At 62.7% G+C, this 14,699-nt stretch carries 16 protein-coding genes; 13 read left to right on the forward strand and 3 right to left on the reverse strand.

The genetic code is table 11. The features are described from left to right. The first annotated feature begins 11 nt into the window (after positions 1–11). Genes FGL86_RS07670 through FGL86_RS07685 form a run of 4 tightly spaced genes read left to right on the forward strand, consistent with a single transcriptional unit; the run spans position 12 to position 4,893 of the window. On the forward strand, positions 12–320 hold the full coding sequence (locus tag FGL86_RS07670) for a monooxygenase (protein WP_147184017.1): 309 nt from the start codon (positions 12–14) through the stop codon (positions 318–320). 23 nt (positions 321–343) lie between these two features. Continuing rightward, positions 344–868, forward strand: coding sequence for a retropepsin-like aspartic protease family protein (locus FGL86_RS07675; protein ID WP_246131764.1), 525 nt, complete (start codon positions 344–346; stop codon positions 866–868). Positions 869–907: 39 nt separating this feature from the next. Next, positions 908–2,590 (forward strand): VRR-NUC domain-containing protein, encoded by a 1,683-nt coding sequence (locus FGL86_RS07680; RefSeq protein ID WP_147184018.1) that lies wholly within the window; start codon positions 908–910, stop codon positions 2,588–2,590. Beyond that, positions 2,587–4,893, forward strand: coding sequence for an ATP-dependent DNA helicase (locus FGL86_RS07685; protein ID WP_147184019.1), 2,307 nt, complete (start codon positions 2,587–2,589; stop codon positions 4,891–4,893). Before FGL86_RS07680 ends, FGL86_RS07685 begins: the two co-directional genes overlap by 4 nt. On the opposite strand, the gene FGL86_RS07690 is transcribed toward FGL86_RS07685, so the two are convergent. From FGL86_RS07690 to FGL86_RS07700, 3 genes are read right to left on the reverse strand one after another with little or no spacing between them, the layout of a single operon-like run. After that, positions 4,856–6,166 (reverse strand): NTP/NDP exchange transporter, encoded by a 1,311-nt coding sequence (locus FGL86_RS07690; protein WP_147184020.1) that lies wholly within the window; start codon positions 6,164–6,166, stop codon positions 4,856–4,858. The genes FGL86_RS07685 and FGL86_RS07690 overlap by 38 nt on opposite strands. Positions 6,167–6,170: 4 nt before the next feature. After that, positions 6,171–7,118: an aldo/keto reductase gene (locus FGL86_RS07695; RefSeq protein ID WP_147184021.1), complete on the reverse strand. Its 948-nt coding sequence runs from the start codon at positions 7,116–7,118 to the stop codon at positions 6,171–6,173. Between the two features lie 43 nt (positions 7,119–7,161). Beyond that, the gene (locus tag FGL86_RS07700; protein ID WP_147184022.1) at positions 7,162–7,524 is read right to left on the reverse strand and encodes a hypothetical protein; all 363 of its coding nucleotides are present in this window, start codon (positions 7,522–7,524) and stop codon (positions 7,162–7,164) included. Positions 7,525–7,626: 102 nt separating this feature from the next. Here FGL86_RS07700 and modA point away from each other — a divergent pair, with 102 nt between their 5' ends. The 9 genes from modA to FGL86_RS07745 all read left to right on the forward strand — a co-directional run bounded on the left by modA (position 7,627) and on the right by FGL86_RS07745 (position 14,643). Further along, positions 7,627–8,415, forward strand: a complete 789-nt coding sequence (gene modA / locus FGL86_RS07705) for a molybdate ABC transporter substrate-binding protein (RefSeq protein ID WP_147184023.1) — start codon at positions 7,627–7,629, stop codon at positions 8,413–8,415. 6 nt (positions 8,416–8,421) lie between these two features. Continuing rightward, positions 8,422–9,114: a molybdate ABC transporter permease subunit gene (gene modB, locus FGL86_RS07710; RefSeq protein WP_147184024.1), complete on the forward strand. Its 693-nt coding sequence runs from the start codon at positions 8,422–8,424 to the stop codon at positions 9,112–9,114. 191 nt (positions 9,115–9,305) lie between these two features. Beyond that, positions 9,306–9,554, forward strand: a complete 249-nt coding sequence (rpsP, locus tag FGL86_RS07715) for a 30S ribosomal protein S16 (protein WP_147184025.1) — start codon at positions 9,306–9,308, stop codon at positions 9,552–9,554. A 17-nt stretch (positions 9,555–9,571) separates the two neighbouring features. Beyond that, complete coding sequence (rimM, locus tag FGL86_RS07720; protein WP_147184026.1) at positions 9,572–10,111, forward strand: ribosome maturation factor RimM; 540 nt, start codon at positions 9,572–9,574, stop codon at positions 10,109–10,111. 71 nt (positions 10,112–10,182) lie between these two features. After that, positions 10,183–10,950: a tRNA (guanosine(37)-N1)-methyltransferase TrmD gene (gene trmD, locus FGL86_RS07725; protein ID WP_147184027.1), complete on the forward strand. Its 768-nt coding sequence runs from the start codon at positions 10,183–10,185 to the stop codon at positions 10,948–10,950. 150 nt (positions 10,951–11,100) lie between these two features. Then, a complete protein-coding gene (gene rplS, locus FGL86_RS07730) occupies positions 11,101–11,457 on the forward strand; it encodes a 50S ribosomal protein L19 (RefSeq protein ID WP_147184028.1) in 357 nt (118 codons plus the stop codon). A gap of 87 nt (positions 11,458–11,544) precedes the next feature. Then, positions 11,545–12,441 (forward strand): site-specific tyrosine recombinase XerD, encoded by an 897-nt coding sequence (gene xerD / locus FGL86_RS07735; protein WP_147184029.1) that lies wholly within the window; start codon positions 11,545–11,547, stop codon positions 12,439–12,441. A gap of 3 nt (positions 12,442–12,444) precedes the next feature. Then, positions 12,445–13,206 (forward strand): thioredoxin fold domain-containing protein, encoded by a 762-nt coding sequence (locus tag FGL86_RS07740; RefSeq protein WP_147184030.1) that lies wholly within the window; start codon positions 12,445–12,447, stop codon positions 13,204–13,206. A gap of 120 nt (positions 13,207–13,326) precedes the next feature. After that, on the forward strand, positions 13,327–14,643 hold the full coding sequence (locus FGL86_RS07745; protein ID WP_147184031.1) for a homoserine dehydrogenase: 1,317 nt from the start codon (positions 13,327–13,329) through the stop codon (positions 14,641–14,643). Positions 14,644–14,699 lie beyond the last annotated feature (56 nt).

Genomic DNA, 14,699 nt, shown 5'->3' on the forward strand with positions numbered 1-14,699 from the left:
GGAGAAATTCCATGGCCGTTATTTTGCAGATACATTTTCCTTTTTCCGGACCCTTCGGCGATGCCCTGCTGGAGGAGGCAAGACCGATGGCGGAATCCATCAATACCGAGCCGGGACTGCGCTGGAAACTATGGACGGAAGACGCGCAGGAAAAGCGGGCCGGCGGTATCTATCTATTCGATACTCGGGAACAGGCGCAGCGCTATCTCGACAAGCACAGCGAGCGACTGCGCCAATCGATGGGGGTCGAAAATGTCGAGGCGCAAATCCTCGAGGTCAACGAGCCGCTATCCGCTATCAATCGCGGTCCTGTCCAATAAGTGCGTCTTGTGAGCACTGACTTGTGAGCAAGGAGGCGCGCGGCCAACGACGCTTTGGCCTGGGCATGCTGGTGCTCTGGGTGCTGCTGATGGCGATGGCGTTTTTCGGCTTTCAGCGCCTCATGGAAGAGCGACGCAATCCCAACGCGGATCTGGCTCGGATGACTGAAGGCCAGCAGCGAGAAGTGACGCTTGAGCGCAACGGCGCCGGGCACTTCGTCGCCAGCGGGCGGATCAATGGCGAGGTGGTGGAATTTCTATTGGATACCGGCGCCACCCAGGTGGCGGTGCCCGGCAAACTGGCCGAACGGCTCGGTTTGAAGAGAGGGCCCGGCGCGGTATTTCGCACCGCCAACGGCACCGCGCGAGGCTATCTGACCCAGCTGGACAAGGTCAGCTTGGGCGGCCTGGTTGCCCGGGACGTATCCGGCCCCATCGGCCCCGGCATGGGCGGCGACACCGTGCTGCTGGGCATGAGCTTTCTCAACCGCTTCGATATCCAGATACGCGGCGATCGCATGGTGCTGAGCGTGCCCGAGGCGCGCTGATTGACTATCCTCTTTCGCTATAGTTGATAAAATAATTTCATGAATCTAGATACGTCTCCTGCCACTGCTTCCCTGGACGATCCCTTCTATTACCTGATCAATTTTCGTTTCGTGCTCGACTGGGTGCGGGAACGTTACGCGGATCTGCTGGATAACGATGAGCGGGCGCTTCTGACCACTATTCAGAATCTCCCCGAGTCTTCACAGGCGCTGTTGGTGAGAATGGTGATGCGCAAGGGGGAGCGGTTTCGTCTTTCCAAGCTGCGTTACTTGGAGATCGGCGACAGCGGCGCGGCCATGGCGCCGCTGATGGAGCAGGAGTTGGCAAGTAACGATCCCGTACTGGAACTCGGCGAGCTATTTTCCCTGCTCACTCGTCAGGAGCTGGCGCTGGCCTTGCGCGACGAGATTCAGGCGGCGGGGCTTCCGCGCGGCATGTCCAAGGCGGCGCTGCGGGAGGCGCTTGAATCACAAGGCTTGGCACCGCGTCGCTTCAGCGATTGGTGGAAAACCGATGATACGCTGGTGGAGCTTGCCCATCCCGAGCTTTTCGAGCGGCTGCGGCTGATGTTCTTCGGCAACCTGCGCCAGGACTGGTCGGAATTCGTGCTGGCGGAGCTTGGCCTGCAGCGCTTCGAGACGGTTGATTTCAGCCTGGATTCCCGGGCCTTCCAACACCGCGAGGAGGTGGATACCTACCTGGCCTTGGAGCGGCTGCGTCGGCGACTGTATGAAGGCGAGTTGCCCCAAGCCGTTTGGCGGGATACGCCGAACGAACCTTATGACAACGCCTGGCTGGAAAGCCGCCGTAGCCGTCTGCTGTTTCGCCTGGGCCGGGAGCTGGAGCGCCAGGGCGAGTCACGGCTGGCCCGAGATGTTTATGCAGGCAGTACACATAACGAGGCGCGCGTTCGCCGGCTGCGCCTGCTGGAGCGGGCCGGGGACCATGCCACCGCCTGGAAACTGGTGCAAGAGGCGCAAATAGACCCCCGCAGCGAGGCGGAGACTCAGCAGCTTCAGCGTTTGCAAAAACGCCTGGCCAGGCGGGTCGGGCAAACGTCCGCCACTGCTGGACCGGAAGCGCAAACAAAACAGCTAATTCTCGAGCTACCCCGACAGCCAAGCGTGGAAATCGCCGTACGCGACTACCTCGCTACCTCGGAAGCGCCGGTGTATTACGTGGAAAACAGTCTGCTGACCGGGCTCTTCGGTCTGCTGTGCTGGGAAGCGATTTTCGCGCCGCTGCCCGGCGCCTTCTTTCATCCCTTTCACAACGGCCCGGCGGACCTGTATCGGGAGGATTTCGTCTCCCGCCGCCGTGAATTGTTCGAGACTTGTCTGGCAAGGCTGGACGGGCAGGACTATCGCGATCTCGTCCGCGCCACCTGGCAGGAAAAATGGGGCCTTGCCTCGCCCTTCGTGCATTGGGGCGCCCTGAGCGAAGAGCGCCTGGAGTTGGCGTTGGCCCGCATCCCGCCGGCGCAACTCAAGGCCTGTTTCCGGCGCCTCTTGAGCGATCTTCGCGCCAATCGTGCCGGGCTGCCGGATCTGATTCAGTTCTATTCTGACGAAAGCGATTCCGGCTATCGTCTGATCGAGGTCAAGGGACCGGGAGATCGGCTGCAGGACAATCAGCGCCGCTGGCTAAGCTTCTTCCAGCGCGAGGGCATCCCCGTGGCGGTCTGCTACGTCAACTGGTGCTCCGAGGAAACGGCGTCTTGAACTACCGCGTCGCGGTTCGCGCCCTGTGCGAGTTCACCGCCAGGACCGGCGATCTGGATCATCGCTTCACCCCGAGCCCCAGTGCCCGGGAAGGTATTGCCGGCCATCAACTGGTGGCGGCTCGGCGCGGCGAGAGTTATGAAAGCGAAATTTCCCTGAGCGGCGACTATCAGCCGGATGAGAGCGTAATACTGACCGTCGGCGGTCGCGCGGACGGTTACGACAGCGCGGCCAATCGCCTCGAGGAAATCAAGACCCATCGCGGCGATCTCGCCCGCATGAGCGATAATCAGCGTGCCCTGCACTGGGCCCAGGTGCGGGTCTACGGCGCGCTTTTATGTCGGGCGCGGGAACTCGAGGGCGTGACCCTGGCGCTGGTCTATCTGGATATCGCCAGCCAGCGGGAAAGCGTGCTGACCGAGTGGTCGACCCGGGTCGAGCTGGAGGCTTTCTTCGAAGATCAGTGCGAGCGCTTTCTGATCTGGGCGGCCCAGGAAGCCGTCCATCGCCGGGCCCGGGACGCCGCCCTGGAAAAGCTCGTCTTTCCCTACACGACGTTTCGTTCCGGCCAGCGGGAACTCGCCGAGGCGGTCTACAAGGCGGCGAGCACCCAACGCTGCCTGCTGATGCAGGCCCCCACCGGCATCGGCAAGACCCTGGGCACGCTGTTTCCCCAGCTTGCGGCCATGCCTCGCCATAACCTCGATCGTCTTTTCTATCTTACCGCCAAGACCACCGGGCGCGGCCTGGCCTTGAACGCCCTCGAGCATCTGGATGCGAAGCCCCTACGGGTACTGGAACTGGTGGCTCGGGACAAGGCCTGCGAGCATCCGGACAAGGCCTGTCACGGGGAATCCTGCCCTCTGGCTCGGGGCTTCTACGACCGGCTGCCGGAGGCACGTCGTCAGGCGGTGGCACAGGGCGGCCGGCTGGATCAGGCGGCGCTGCGTCATATCGCCTTGGCCCATGACATCTGCCCCTACTATCTGGGTCAGGAACTGGCCCGCTGGTGCGATGTGGTGGTGGGGGACGTCAACCATTACTTCGATCTCAACGCCATGCTGTTCGGCCTGACCCTGACCCAGCAGTGGCGGGTGGGTGTGCTGGTGGACGAGGCCCATAACCTGGTGGAGCGCGGTCGGCGCATGTACAGCGCGGAACTGGACCAGGCCGCCTTCAAGCGGCTGCGTCGCCAGGCGCCGGAAGCGCTTGGAAAAACCTTCAGACGCATCGATCGCCAATGGAATGCCTTGAACAAGGCGGAGCATCCAAAGGGCTCCACAACCTATCGAGAACTCGAGGCGATTCCCGCCAAGCTGCTGAGCGCCTTGCACAAGGCCATCGCCGAGATCACCGAATATCTGGCGGATGAGCCCGCGGGGCTGGATAGCGCCCTGAGTCAAACGTATTTCGACCTGCTGCATTTCTGCCGGGTGGCGGAGCTATTTGATAAGCAGTTTCTCTGTGATCTGAGTTTTCGGTGTGGACGGCGAGGCGGGACAATATCAGCGCTTGCCCTGCGCAATGTGGTGCCGGCGACGCTTCTCGCCCCACGTTTCGCCGTGAGCCACACCAGCGTGCTGTTTTCCGCCACCCTGAGCCCGAGCCGCTACTACGCGGATCTGCTGGGGTTGCCGGAAAGGACGCCCTGGCTCGAGGTGGAAGCGCCGTTTGTCGCGGATCAGCTCGAGGTGCGTATCGCCGCGGACGTCTCGACCCGCTTCCGGCATCGCCAGGCGTCGCTTGACCCCATCGGCGAGCTGATGGCGCAGCAGTTCAGGGCCCAGCCGGGCAACTACCTGGCCTTCTTCAGCAGCTTCGATTATCTGGAGCAGGTGCTGGAACGGTTTCACGAGTCTCATCCGTCGATTCCCGCCTGGCGCCAGGAGCGGCGCATGAGCGAGCCCGCGCGACAGGACTTTCTCGCCAGGTTCGAGGCCCGCGGTCAGGGCATCGGCTTCGCGGTACTCGGCGGCGTGTTCGGCGAAGGCATCGACCTGCCCGGCGAGCGGCTGATCGGCGCTTTCATCGCCACCCTTGGCCTGCCGCAGATCAATCCGGTGAACGAGGGGTTCAAGCAGCGCCTGGGCGCCATCTTCGGCGACGGCTACGCCTATACTTATCTCTATCCGGGTCTGCAGAAGGTGGTGCAGGCGGCGGGACGAGTGATTCGTACCCGAGAGGATCGTGGCGTCGTCCATCTGATCGACGATCGTTTCAACCGACCGGAAGTGCGCGAACTACTCCCGGACTGGTGGCAAACGTCTACGGTACGGTCTTTCCCGCTCCTGTCTCTTCAGTAGAGTTCCCTTCTTCCCGCCGCCGCTGGGCGCGTCCGAGCAGGAAGCCGGTGACGGCCCAGGCCAGGGCGATGATCGCGCCGATGAGCATGGCGAGTCCCGGCAGCTCCCCAAGCAGATCCAGGGCGCGCTTGAGCCAGCCGCTGATGGCGTCGCCGCCGCGATAGATCACCGTGTCGATGAAATTCTTGGCTTTGAATTTCTGCTGTGGCGACACCACCGTGTAGAGCATCTCCCGACCCGGACGCACCAGGGCGTACTCGCCGGCCCGGCGCGCCACCATGATCACCACAAAGACCGCGAAGGTGGGCGCCAGGGCCAGCCACAGGAAGCCGCCGGCGATCACCAGCGGCACCGCCACCAGCAGCACGCCGACCCCCAGACGCTGGGCGATGCGCCCGGTAAGGAAGACCTGGGTGAAAATCGCCAGGGCCTGTACCAGGATGTCGATCAGGCCGAACACCTGGGTCTGCTGAACAGGATCCGGGAAGCGCGCCGCCACCAGCGTGGCCTGCTCGAAATAGAGAAAGGTGCTGACACTGGCCAGCAGCACCACGAACAGGGCGATGCCCAGCAGGAAAGGGCTGCGCGCCACTTCCACGGCGCCATCGAAGGGGTTGCCGCCCAAGGTGACATGACGCTCCTGCTCCGCGGGTCGTTCGTCTGGGCCCAACGGATGCCGGTCGCGCCAGCGATACAGCCATGCAGCGACACCGGCGCTACCCGCCAGCAGCAGGGCCGCCAGGGCCAGCAGACCGCTATGCTGCAGGGGCGCGACCAGCAGGGTGCCGACGCTCGGCCCCGTCAGGCCGCCCAGGCTAGCGCCGCCGGCCATCATGCCGAACAGACGCTTGGCCTGCTCCGTGGAGAAGACGTCCGCGAGCACGCTCCAGGCCAGGGAAATTGCTACCAGGTTGAACACGGACAGCCAGATATAGAAGGTGCGCGCCAGCCAAGGGTTGTCCGGATAACCCAGAAACAGCGCCGCGAACAGCAGCAGGTTGAGAACGAAGAAACCGTAGGCGCAGGGCAGGATACGCCGCCGCGCCACCCGGGAGGCCAGCCAGCCGAACAGCGGCAGCACCAGGAGGGTGGACAGAAAGGTGCCGGTGAACAGCCACTGCAGGTTTTCCACCCCCCCGGCTATGCCCATGGTCTCACGCACCGGCCGCAGCATGAAATAGCCGGTAAACAGCAGAAAGAACAGGGCCAGGCCGGCGAGCACCGCCGGCGCTTCCCGTGGCCGCAAATTGAACAGGCGGGCGAACAGGCCCATACCCTCAGAGGTCCATGGCGATCAGCTCGCGCTGCTGCGCCTCGCTAAGCCAAGGGCCGTAACCGGCCTGCAGGTTGTCCCGCTGATGGGCGGGCTTGCTGGTGGCCGGAATCACCGCGGTCACCGCCGGATGGCTCAGAGCAAACTTGAGAAACAGCTGCGCCCAGCTTTCCACACCGACTTCCCCGGCCCAGCCGGGTAACGGCCGGTCTTTCACCCGGGCGAAGAGATTGCCGTCATCGAAGGTACGGTTGATCAGCACCGCCACGCCCTTGTCCCGGGCCAGGGGAAGAACCTCTCGCGCGGCCTGGGGCGAGCTGACGGAATAGTTGATCTGGATAAAGTCCAGCGGTTCCCGGCGCAGGATGCGCGCCATTTCATCCAGACCGTAGGGAGTGTAGTGAGTCACGCCCACATGGCGCGTCCTGCCTTGATCCTTGAGCTCCCGGGCGTAGGGAAGCTGGGTCTGCCAGTCCCGCAGATTATGCACCTGCAGCAGTTCCACACGGTCGGTGCGCAGGGCTTCCAGGGAGTCCGCCCACTGACGCTCCGCTGCCTCGCGGCTGTCCGCGGCGATCTTGGTCGCCAGAAAGCACTGGTCGCGCCAGCCGCCTTCTTCCAGCAGAGCGCCGAGTACCCTGTCCGCGCCGCCGTAGTTCGGCGAGGTGTCGATCACCGTCGCGCCGCTGGCGAAGAAGATCCTCAGGACCTCGTGGAGGCGCTGGTACTTGTCCGAGCCGATGCTTGCCACGAAACTGCCGGAGGTGCCGGCGCCGATAACCGGAAGCTGTTCGCCGCTGGCGGGAACCGCTCGGGTACGCAGCGTTTCACCGGCGGGCAGGGCGCCGGAATCGCTTTGACTATCTGACGCCAGGACCGAAAGGTGCGGGCCTAGCGTTAGACTGGCACCCGCCCAGAACGTAGTGGCAAGAAAATCGCGACGTGACCGCATGACATCCATCTCCCGGCTGCCTGCAAGAGAAATACCTTCAGGTTTACTCCATCTCGTCCGCGGCGTCGACCGTCACCTCGAGTTCCCGCTGTTCCCCGGAAGGCAGCATCAGCCTGAAGGTGGCCGTCGTCGGCCCCGGCGGCGTCAGGCGCCAGTAGCGGTTGTCCTCGGTCAGCGCATTCGTCCAGCCGCCCTGGTCGATAAACCAGGTCTCGATCTGGCGGCTATCCAGGCACAGGCTCTGTTCGACACTCATGGCAAAAGGCGTATTGCGTGATTCGATGTCGGCGATGTCCACCGTGATATCGCAGCCTTTGGCGCCCTCTTGGGCAAGGGCACTATCGCTGACAAGAGCACTACTGGTGACAAGGAGCGCCATCAGGACGCTGCCTGGAATTCGCTTCATTGCTCTCTCCATTTCAAGACATGATGGACAGGGGAAAGTGTTGTCTATCCTGCCGCCGCTGGCTATGGTGATGATCGCTATTTTCTTATGACGGTGATCTACATGGTGGCGTCGCGCGCTTGCAGTAATGTCTTGATCGGCCTGATGGCGAGTATCGCCTTGGCAGCAAGTTCCCTGGCCCAGGCAGCCACCAGGATCCATGTTTCCGCGGCGGCCTCGCTGACGGATGCCATGAACGAGGCGATTGCCGAATACGCAGCAGACCACGATGTGGATATCCTGCCGATCTATGCTTCGTCCTCGACCCTGGCTCGACAGATCGCCAACGGCGCACCGGCGGATGTCTTCGTCTCCGCCAACGAAAAATGGATGGACTGGCTGCCGGAGCAGGGCGTCGAGCTCAGGAACCGCGCCGATCTCCTGCATAACCGTCTGGCATTGATCGCTTCCCGGGATGGCGACGTGACAACCTTTATCCTCGGGGAGGACGGCAAAATCGCCTTGCTGCTCGGTGACGGCGAGCGGTTCTCCGTGGGGGATCCGGATCACGTGCCGGCGGGCATTTATACCAAACAGGCTTTGGAATCCTTGGAGGAGTGGCAAACATTGGAATCCCGCCTGGCCCGGGCTGGCGACGTGCGCGGTGCCCTGGCCCTGGTGGAACGCGGCGAAACCCCGGCAGGGGCCGTCTACCAGACCGATGCCAAGGCCAGCGACAAGGTGCGCCTGCTGGGGCTATTTCCGCAAGACAGCCACGATCCCATCGTCTATCCGATCGCGCTGGTCAATCCGGATGCCGGCGACGAAGCCGAGGCCTTTCGGGAATGGCTGGGTAGCGACGCGGCTCTCGAGGTGTTCGAGTCCTACGGCTTCGCGACAGCGAACGACTGAGCCGAGATGTCCGAGGCGGAGTGGGAAGCCATCTGGCTGAGCGTGAAGATCGCCGGCAGCGCCCTGGGCTGGATACTGGTGCCGGGTATCGCCCTGGCCTGGCTGCTGGCGCGCCGGGACTTTCCCGGCAAGGCGTTGCTGGACGGCATCCTGCATCTTCCCCTGGTGCTGCCCCCGGTGGTGGTGGGCTACCTGCTGCTGATTTCCCTGGGGCGCCGGGGCGCGTTGGGCCAGTGGCTGAACGACTGGTTCGGCATCACCCTGCCGTTTACCTGGCAGGGCGCTGCGGTGGCCGCCGGGGTGATGGCCTTCCCGCTGCTGGTGCGGGCGGTGCGGCTTTCCCTGGAGGCGGTGGATCGCAAGCTCGAGGCTGCGGCGTCGACCCTGGGGGCGGGACGACTCAGGGTGTTCTTCACCATCACCTTGCCACTTTGCATACCCGGACTCCTGACCGGTTCGGTACTGGCCTTCGCTCGGGCGCTTTCCGAATTCGGCGCCACCATTACCTTCGCCTCGAATATTCCCGGCGAAACCCGCACCTTGCCCCTGGCGCTGTACTCGCTGTTGCAGATGCCCGGCCAGGAAGCCGCGGCGGCGCGGCTCAGCGTGATCTCCATCGTCATCGCCATGGCGTCGCTGCTGATCTCGGAATGGCTGGCGCGAATAGCCAAGCGGCGCATTCAGCAGCGGGATGGCTAAGGAAAAGGTTTCCAAGTCTTGCATAATTACGTAGAATACTGCGTCTTCGTGGCTAGTCCACGCGCTGGCTTGTGGTCCGCGGTCGGAAATAGACCGGCGATATGACGTTACAGGAATTACCGGCGACTGTTTTTACCAGCAGCTTTTTAGTCATGGTTTCAGCAACTCCAATCTGAAGGATATACAACGCAATGGTCACCATTCGTTTAGCCCGTGGTGGCGCCAAGAAGCGCCCCTTCTATCATCTGGCGGTCAGCGATTCCCGTCGCTCCCGCGATGGCCGCTTTATCGAGCGCGTAGGCTTTTTCAACCCGGTAGCCCGGGGTCAGGAAGAGCGTCTGCGGGTCGATCTGGATCGCGTCACTCACTGGCAGAGCCACGGCGCCCAGTTGTCCGACCGAGTGGCGGAGCTGGTCAAGGAAGCCCGCAAGCAGGCTTGAGTCCGAAGGCGATTAGCATGCAGCCGGATAGCGATAGCCCGGGGCAGAAAAGCGATCAGTACGTGGTACTGGGTCAGTTGACCAGCCCTCACGGCGTCAAAGGCTGGATCAAGGTGTATTCCTATACCAGCCCCATTGACGGCATCTTTGACTACCCCGAGTGGCGGCTACAAAATGCCGACGGGCAGCAGTCCAGCTATCGCTTGAGCCAAGGACGTCGTCAAGGCAGGGCACTGGTGGCAAGCCTTGAAGGCATCACCAGCCGCGAACAGGCGGAGCAGCTGACCGGCGCGGACATACTGCTGCCCAAGAGCGCGCTGCCGCGCCTCGAGGCAGATGAATACTACTGGTACCAGTTGGAAGGGCTGCAGGTCGTGACCTCTCACGGTGTATCCCTTGGTTGCGTCGACCATCTCTTTGAAACCGGCGCCAATGACGTGCTGGTGGTCAAGGGCGAGGATCGGCAGCGCCTGCTGCCCTATCTGCCGGATCAGGTCGTGATCGCGGTGGATCTGGCCGCCGGTCGCATGACCGTGGACTGGGACCCGGAATTTTAACTCGTCAACCGGCTCTGCCATCGAGACAGGGTCCTGTCTCAGGAAGTAGGGAGCCATCCGGAAGTGCTGTCGTGTGGATTGGAGTCGTATCGCTGTTCCCGGAGATGTTTGAAGCCATCACCCGCTATGGGGTGACGGGGCGAGCGGTAAAGCAGGGGTTGCTGAAGCTTGAGTTCTGGAATCCCCGGGACTACGCCACGGACAATCATCGCACCGTGGACGATCGCCCTTATGGGGGCGGCCCGGGCATGTTGATGAAGGTCGAGACCCTGCGCCAGGCTATTCATGCGGCTCGAGAGCAGGGTGAGATAGTGAGCGCGACCCGGCCCGGCAAAGCACGTCCCAAGGTGATCTATCTGTCTCCCCAGGGGCGCAGGCTGGATCAGGCGGGAGTGCGGTTGCTGGCCGAGGGCGGCCCGCTGATCGTCGTGGCGGGGCGCTACGAAGGTATCGATGAACGTGTCGTTGACGCGGACATTGATGAGGAATGGTCCATCGGCGACTATGTGCTGAGCGGCGGCGAGCTGCCGGCGATGGTCATGATCGATGCGCTGGCCAGGCGGGTGCCCGGCGTGCTGGGCCATCAGGCCTCAGCGGCGGAGGACTCCTTCAACGACGGCCTGCTGGACTGTCCGCACTATACGCGCCCGGAATGTATCGCCGGACGCGGCGTGCCGGAAGTGCTGCTGAGCGGCAATCACGAGGCCATTCGGCGCTGGCGTCTGAAGCAGTCTCTGGGGCGAACCTGGCTGCGGCGACCGGACCTGTTGCAAGATAGAACGTTGAACGAAGAGCAGCAGCGGCTGCTCGACGAGTTCCAGAGCGAGTATCAAGATTGAATACGCCTAGGAGGCGGCGGTGCGGAACAGCTCTTGAAGCAAGGAGTTGGATCCGCGTCATCCATGAAACGATTCCCGCGCCCTTCGGCCACGCCGAGCGTCGGGATCACGGCCCCGGAAGTCTGGGGCGCATTCAGCGAGGAGCGAACAATGAGTAGCAAGAACAAGGTGATCCAGGCGATCGAAGCGGAGCAGATGACCAAGGAACTCCCGGCTTTTGCTCCCGGCGATACCGTGGTCGTCCAGGTCAAGGTCAAGGAAGGTACCCGCGAGCGTCTGCAGGCCTTCGAAGGCGTGGTGATCGGCAAGCGCAACCGCGGCCTCAACTCCGCCTTCACCGTGCGCAAGATTTCCCACGGCGTCGGCGTCGAGCGGACTTTCCAGACCTACAGCCCGCTGGTGGATTCCATCAGCGTCAAGCGTCGCGGCGACGTGCGCCAGGCCAAGCTCTACTATCTGCGCGAGCGCAGCGGCAAATCCGCGCGTATCAAGGAAAAGCTGGCTTAAGCCCTTCGGTTCCGGCCTGTTTCTTCCTCGACCCCGTCACCGCAGCCGCGGGGCGGGGTCGTGCTGTATCAAGGGCAATAAAAAACCATGAAAGCCAACGACGCCGTGCTGATCGACAGCTTTCTCGACGCGCTATGGCTCGAGCAAGGCGCAAGCCCGCATACGCTGTCCGCCTATCGCCACGACCTGACTGCCTGGCAAAGACAATTGGCATCTCGGCGCCAGACACTGTTGAAGGCGCAGCCGCGAATCTTCGTCTACTGGCTGGAAGCGCGCAACGAGGCAGGCTATCAACTGCGCTCCAACGCGCGGCTCTTGTCGAGCCTGCGGCGTTTCTATCGCTGGGCGCTGGCCAACGGCTTGACGGAATGCAATCCGCTGGAGGGGATTCGTCTACCCAAGGTGCGCGCGGCGCTGCCCAATACCCTCGACGAGGACGAGGTGGAGCGACTGCTCGACGCCCCGGATACGAGCACGGCCCTGGGACTCAGGGACCGGGCCATGCTCGAGGTGCTGTATGCCTGCGGGCTCAGGGTCTCGGAGTTGATCGGCTTGACCCTGGACGCCATCAACCTGCGTCAGGGAGTCGTGAGAGTCCTGGGCAAGGGAAACAAGGAACGCCTGGTCCCGCTGGGCGAAGAGGCCATCCTGTGGCTCGAGCGCTACCTGGGTAGCGCTCGAGGCGAGTTGATGAGCGATGTCACGCGGCCCGCCCTGTTTCCCGGCCGCGGTGGCGGCTTCATGACCCGCCAGACCTTCTGGCATCGTATTCGTCACTATGCGGTGTTGGCGGGTATCGACAAGCCGCTGTCGCCGCATACGCTGCGTCACGCCTTCGCAACACACCTGCTGAATCACGGCGCCAATCTGCGGGTCGTCCAACTGTTGCTGGGTCATAGCGACTTGTCGACGACTCAGATCTATACCCATGTGGCCCAGGCCCGTCTCGAGGCGCTGCATGCGGAACATCATCCGCGAGGTTGAGACATGAAATACGACTTATCCATGATCGGCGGTCCAGTCGCCATGTTATTCAGCGCCCTGATGTTCAGCGCCACGGCGCTGGCGGCGGATGATTCACCCACGGCTTCCCATCCGCTGGCGGAAAAACTGGTGGTCAACGGGCAGGAAATGCCGGTGAAGCGCATTCAGGAAAGCCCCTTGGAAGGGCTGTTCGAGGTTCGTCTGGAAAGCGGTGAAACCTTCTACAGCGATGCACAGGGCAAGTATTTTCTCGTCGGCGATCTGTTCGAGAACGCCGAGAGAGGTCTGGTCAATCTGACGGATCAGGCGCGCAACGAAGAACGCGTGGAGCGTCTGGCCCAGGTGCCGAAAGGCGAGCAGGTCACCTTTCGTGGCGTCGAGCCGACCAAAGAGGTAATCCATGTATTCACGGATACCACCTGTCCTTACTGTCAGAAGCTGCACGACGAGATTCCGGCGCTCAATGAGCGCGGTATCGAAGTGCGTTACCTGGCATTTCCGAGAGGCGGTCTTGGCTCTCAGGGCGCCCGCCAGTTGAGTCAGGTATGGTGTGCCGAGAATCCAAGCGAGGCCATGAACGCCGCCTATCGAGACAAGAATCTGGAAAGTCCGGCGGACTGCGACGAACTGGTGGCCCGACAGTATCAGTTAGGCGCGGCGCTGGGCGTGCAGGGCACGCCGGCCATCATATTGCCGAGCGGACAGCTGGTGCCGGGCTATGTGCCTGCGGAGCGCTTGGCGAAGATGCTAGAGACCGATAGCTGATACTCTGACTTGACAAACATGTAATGACAGGCCTGTCTTGACCAACCTGTTCCGATGAGGCTGTCCTGAAAGGATCGAAGCAGCCAGACAGAGCGATAACCAAACAAAGGGGATACGACGTTGAAACCGGTGAGAGTGGGAATCTGTGGGCTGGGCACCGTGGGCGGCGGCACCTTCAATGTGCTGATGCGCAATGCGGACGAGATCAGTCGTCGCGCGGGGCGGCCCATCGTCATCGAGCAGGTGGCGATGCGCCGCGAGAACCCCGAGTGCGATACCTCCGGGGTCAAGACGACCGCGGATGTCTTCGATGTGGCCCGCAATCCCGATGTGGACGTACTGGTGGAGTTGATCGGCGGCTACGATGTCGCTCGCGAACTGGTGCTGACCGCCATCGAGAACGGCAAGCACGTGGTCACCGCCAACAAGGCAATGATCGCGGTGCATGGCAACGAGATCTTCAAGGCGGCCCATGAGAAGGGCGTGATTGTCGCCTTCGAGGCGGCGGTGGCCGGTGGCATTCCCGTCATAAAGTCCCTGCGGGAAGGGCTCGGCGCCAATCGTATCGAGTGGCTCGCCGGCATCATCAACGGCACCGGCAACTACATTCTCACTCACATGCGTGACGAAGGACGGGCCTTCGACGACGTACTGGCTGAGGCTCAGGCCCTGGGCTACGCGGAAGCGGACCCGACCTTCGACGTGGAAGGCATCGACGCCGCTCATAAGCTGACCATACTGGCTTCCATCGCCTACGGGGTGCCGCTGCAGTTCGAGAAAGCCTATACCGAAGGCATTTCCCGAATCACCGCGGAAGACGTGGAGCAGGCGGACAACCTGGGTTATGTCATCAAGCATCTGGGCATTTCCAAGCGCACCGACAGCGGCATCGAGCTGCGGGTGCATCCCACCCTCATCCCCAAGCAGCGCCTGCTGGCCAGCGTGCACGGGGTCAAGAACGCCATCGCCATCATGGGCGACGCGGTGGGCCCCACCCTTTACTACGGCGCCGGCGCCGGGGCGGAACCCACCGCGTCCTCCGTGGTGGCGGATTTGCTCGACGTGGCCCGGGACAGCTCCACGGATCACCATTACCGGGTGCCTTATCTGGCCTTCAGCAGCATCGGCGAGGTGGAGGACAACCCGCCGATGCTGCCCATGGAGGATATTGTCACCGCCTATTACCTGCGTCTGCTGGCGGTGGATCGTCCCGGGGTGCTGGCCCGGGTCGCCACTATTCTCGCCGAGCAGGGCATCTCCATCGAGGCGATCATCCAGAAGGAAGCCACGGAAGGCGAACTGGTGCCGATCATCCTGCTGACCCATCGCACCAAGGAACGCAACATGAACGAGGCAATCCGTCAACTCGAGTCCCTGGCGGATATCGCCGGCTCGGTGATGCGCATTCGCGTCGAATCCCTGGATGAACATGAATGAACCGCTGCGTGCAGTGGAGCCATAAGCGGCGCCTGGGATAGGAATAAGCGGAGCGT

It is taken from the genome of Pistricoccus aurantiacus (genome assembly GCF_007954585.1).
GTDB lineage: Bacteria > Pseudomonadota > Gammaproteobacteria > Pseudomonadales > Halomonadaceae > Pistricoccus > Pistricoccus aurantiacus.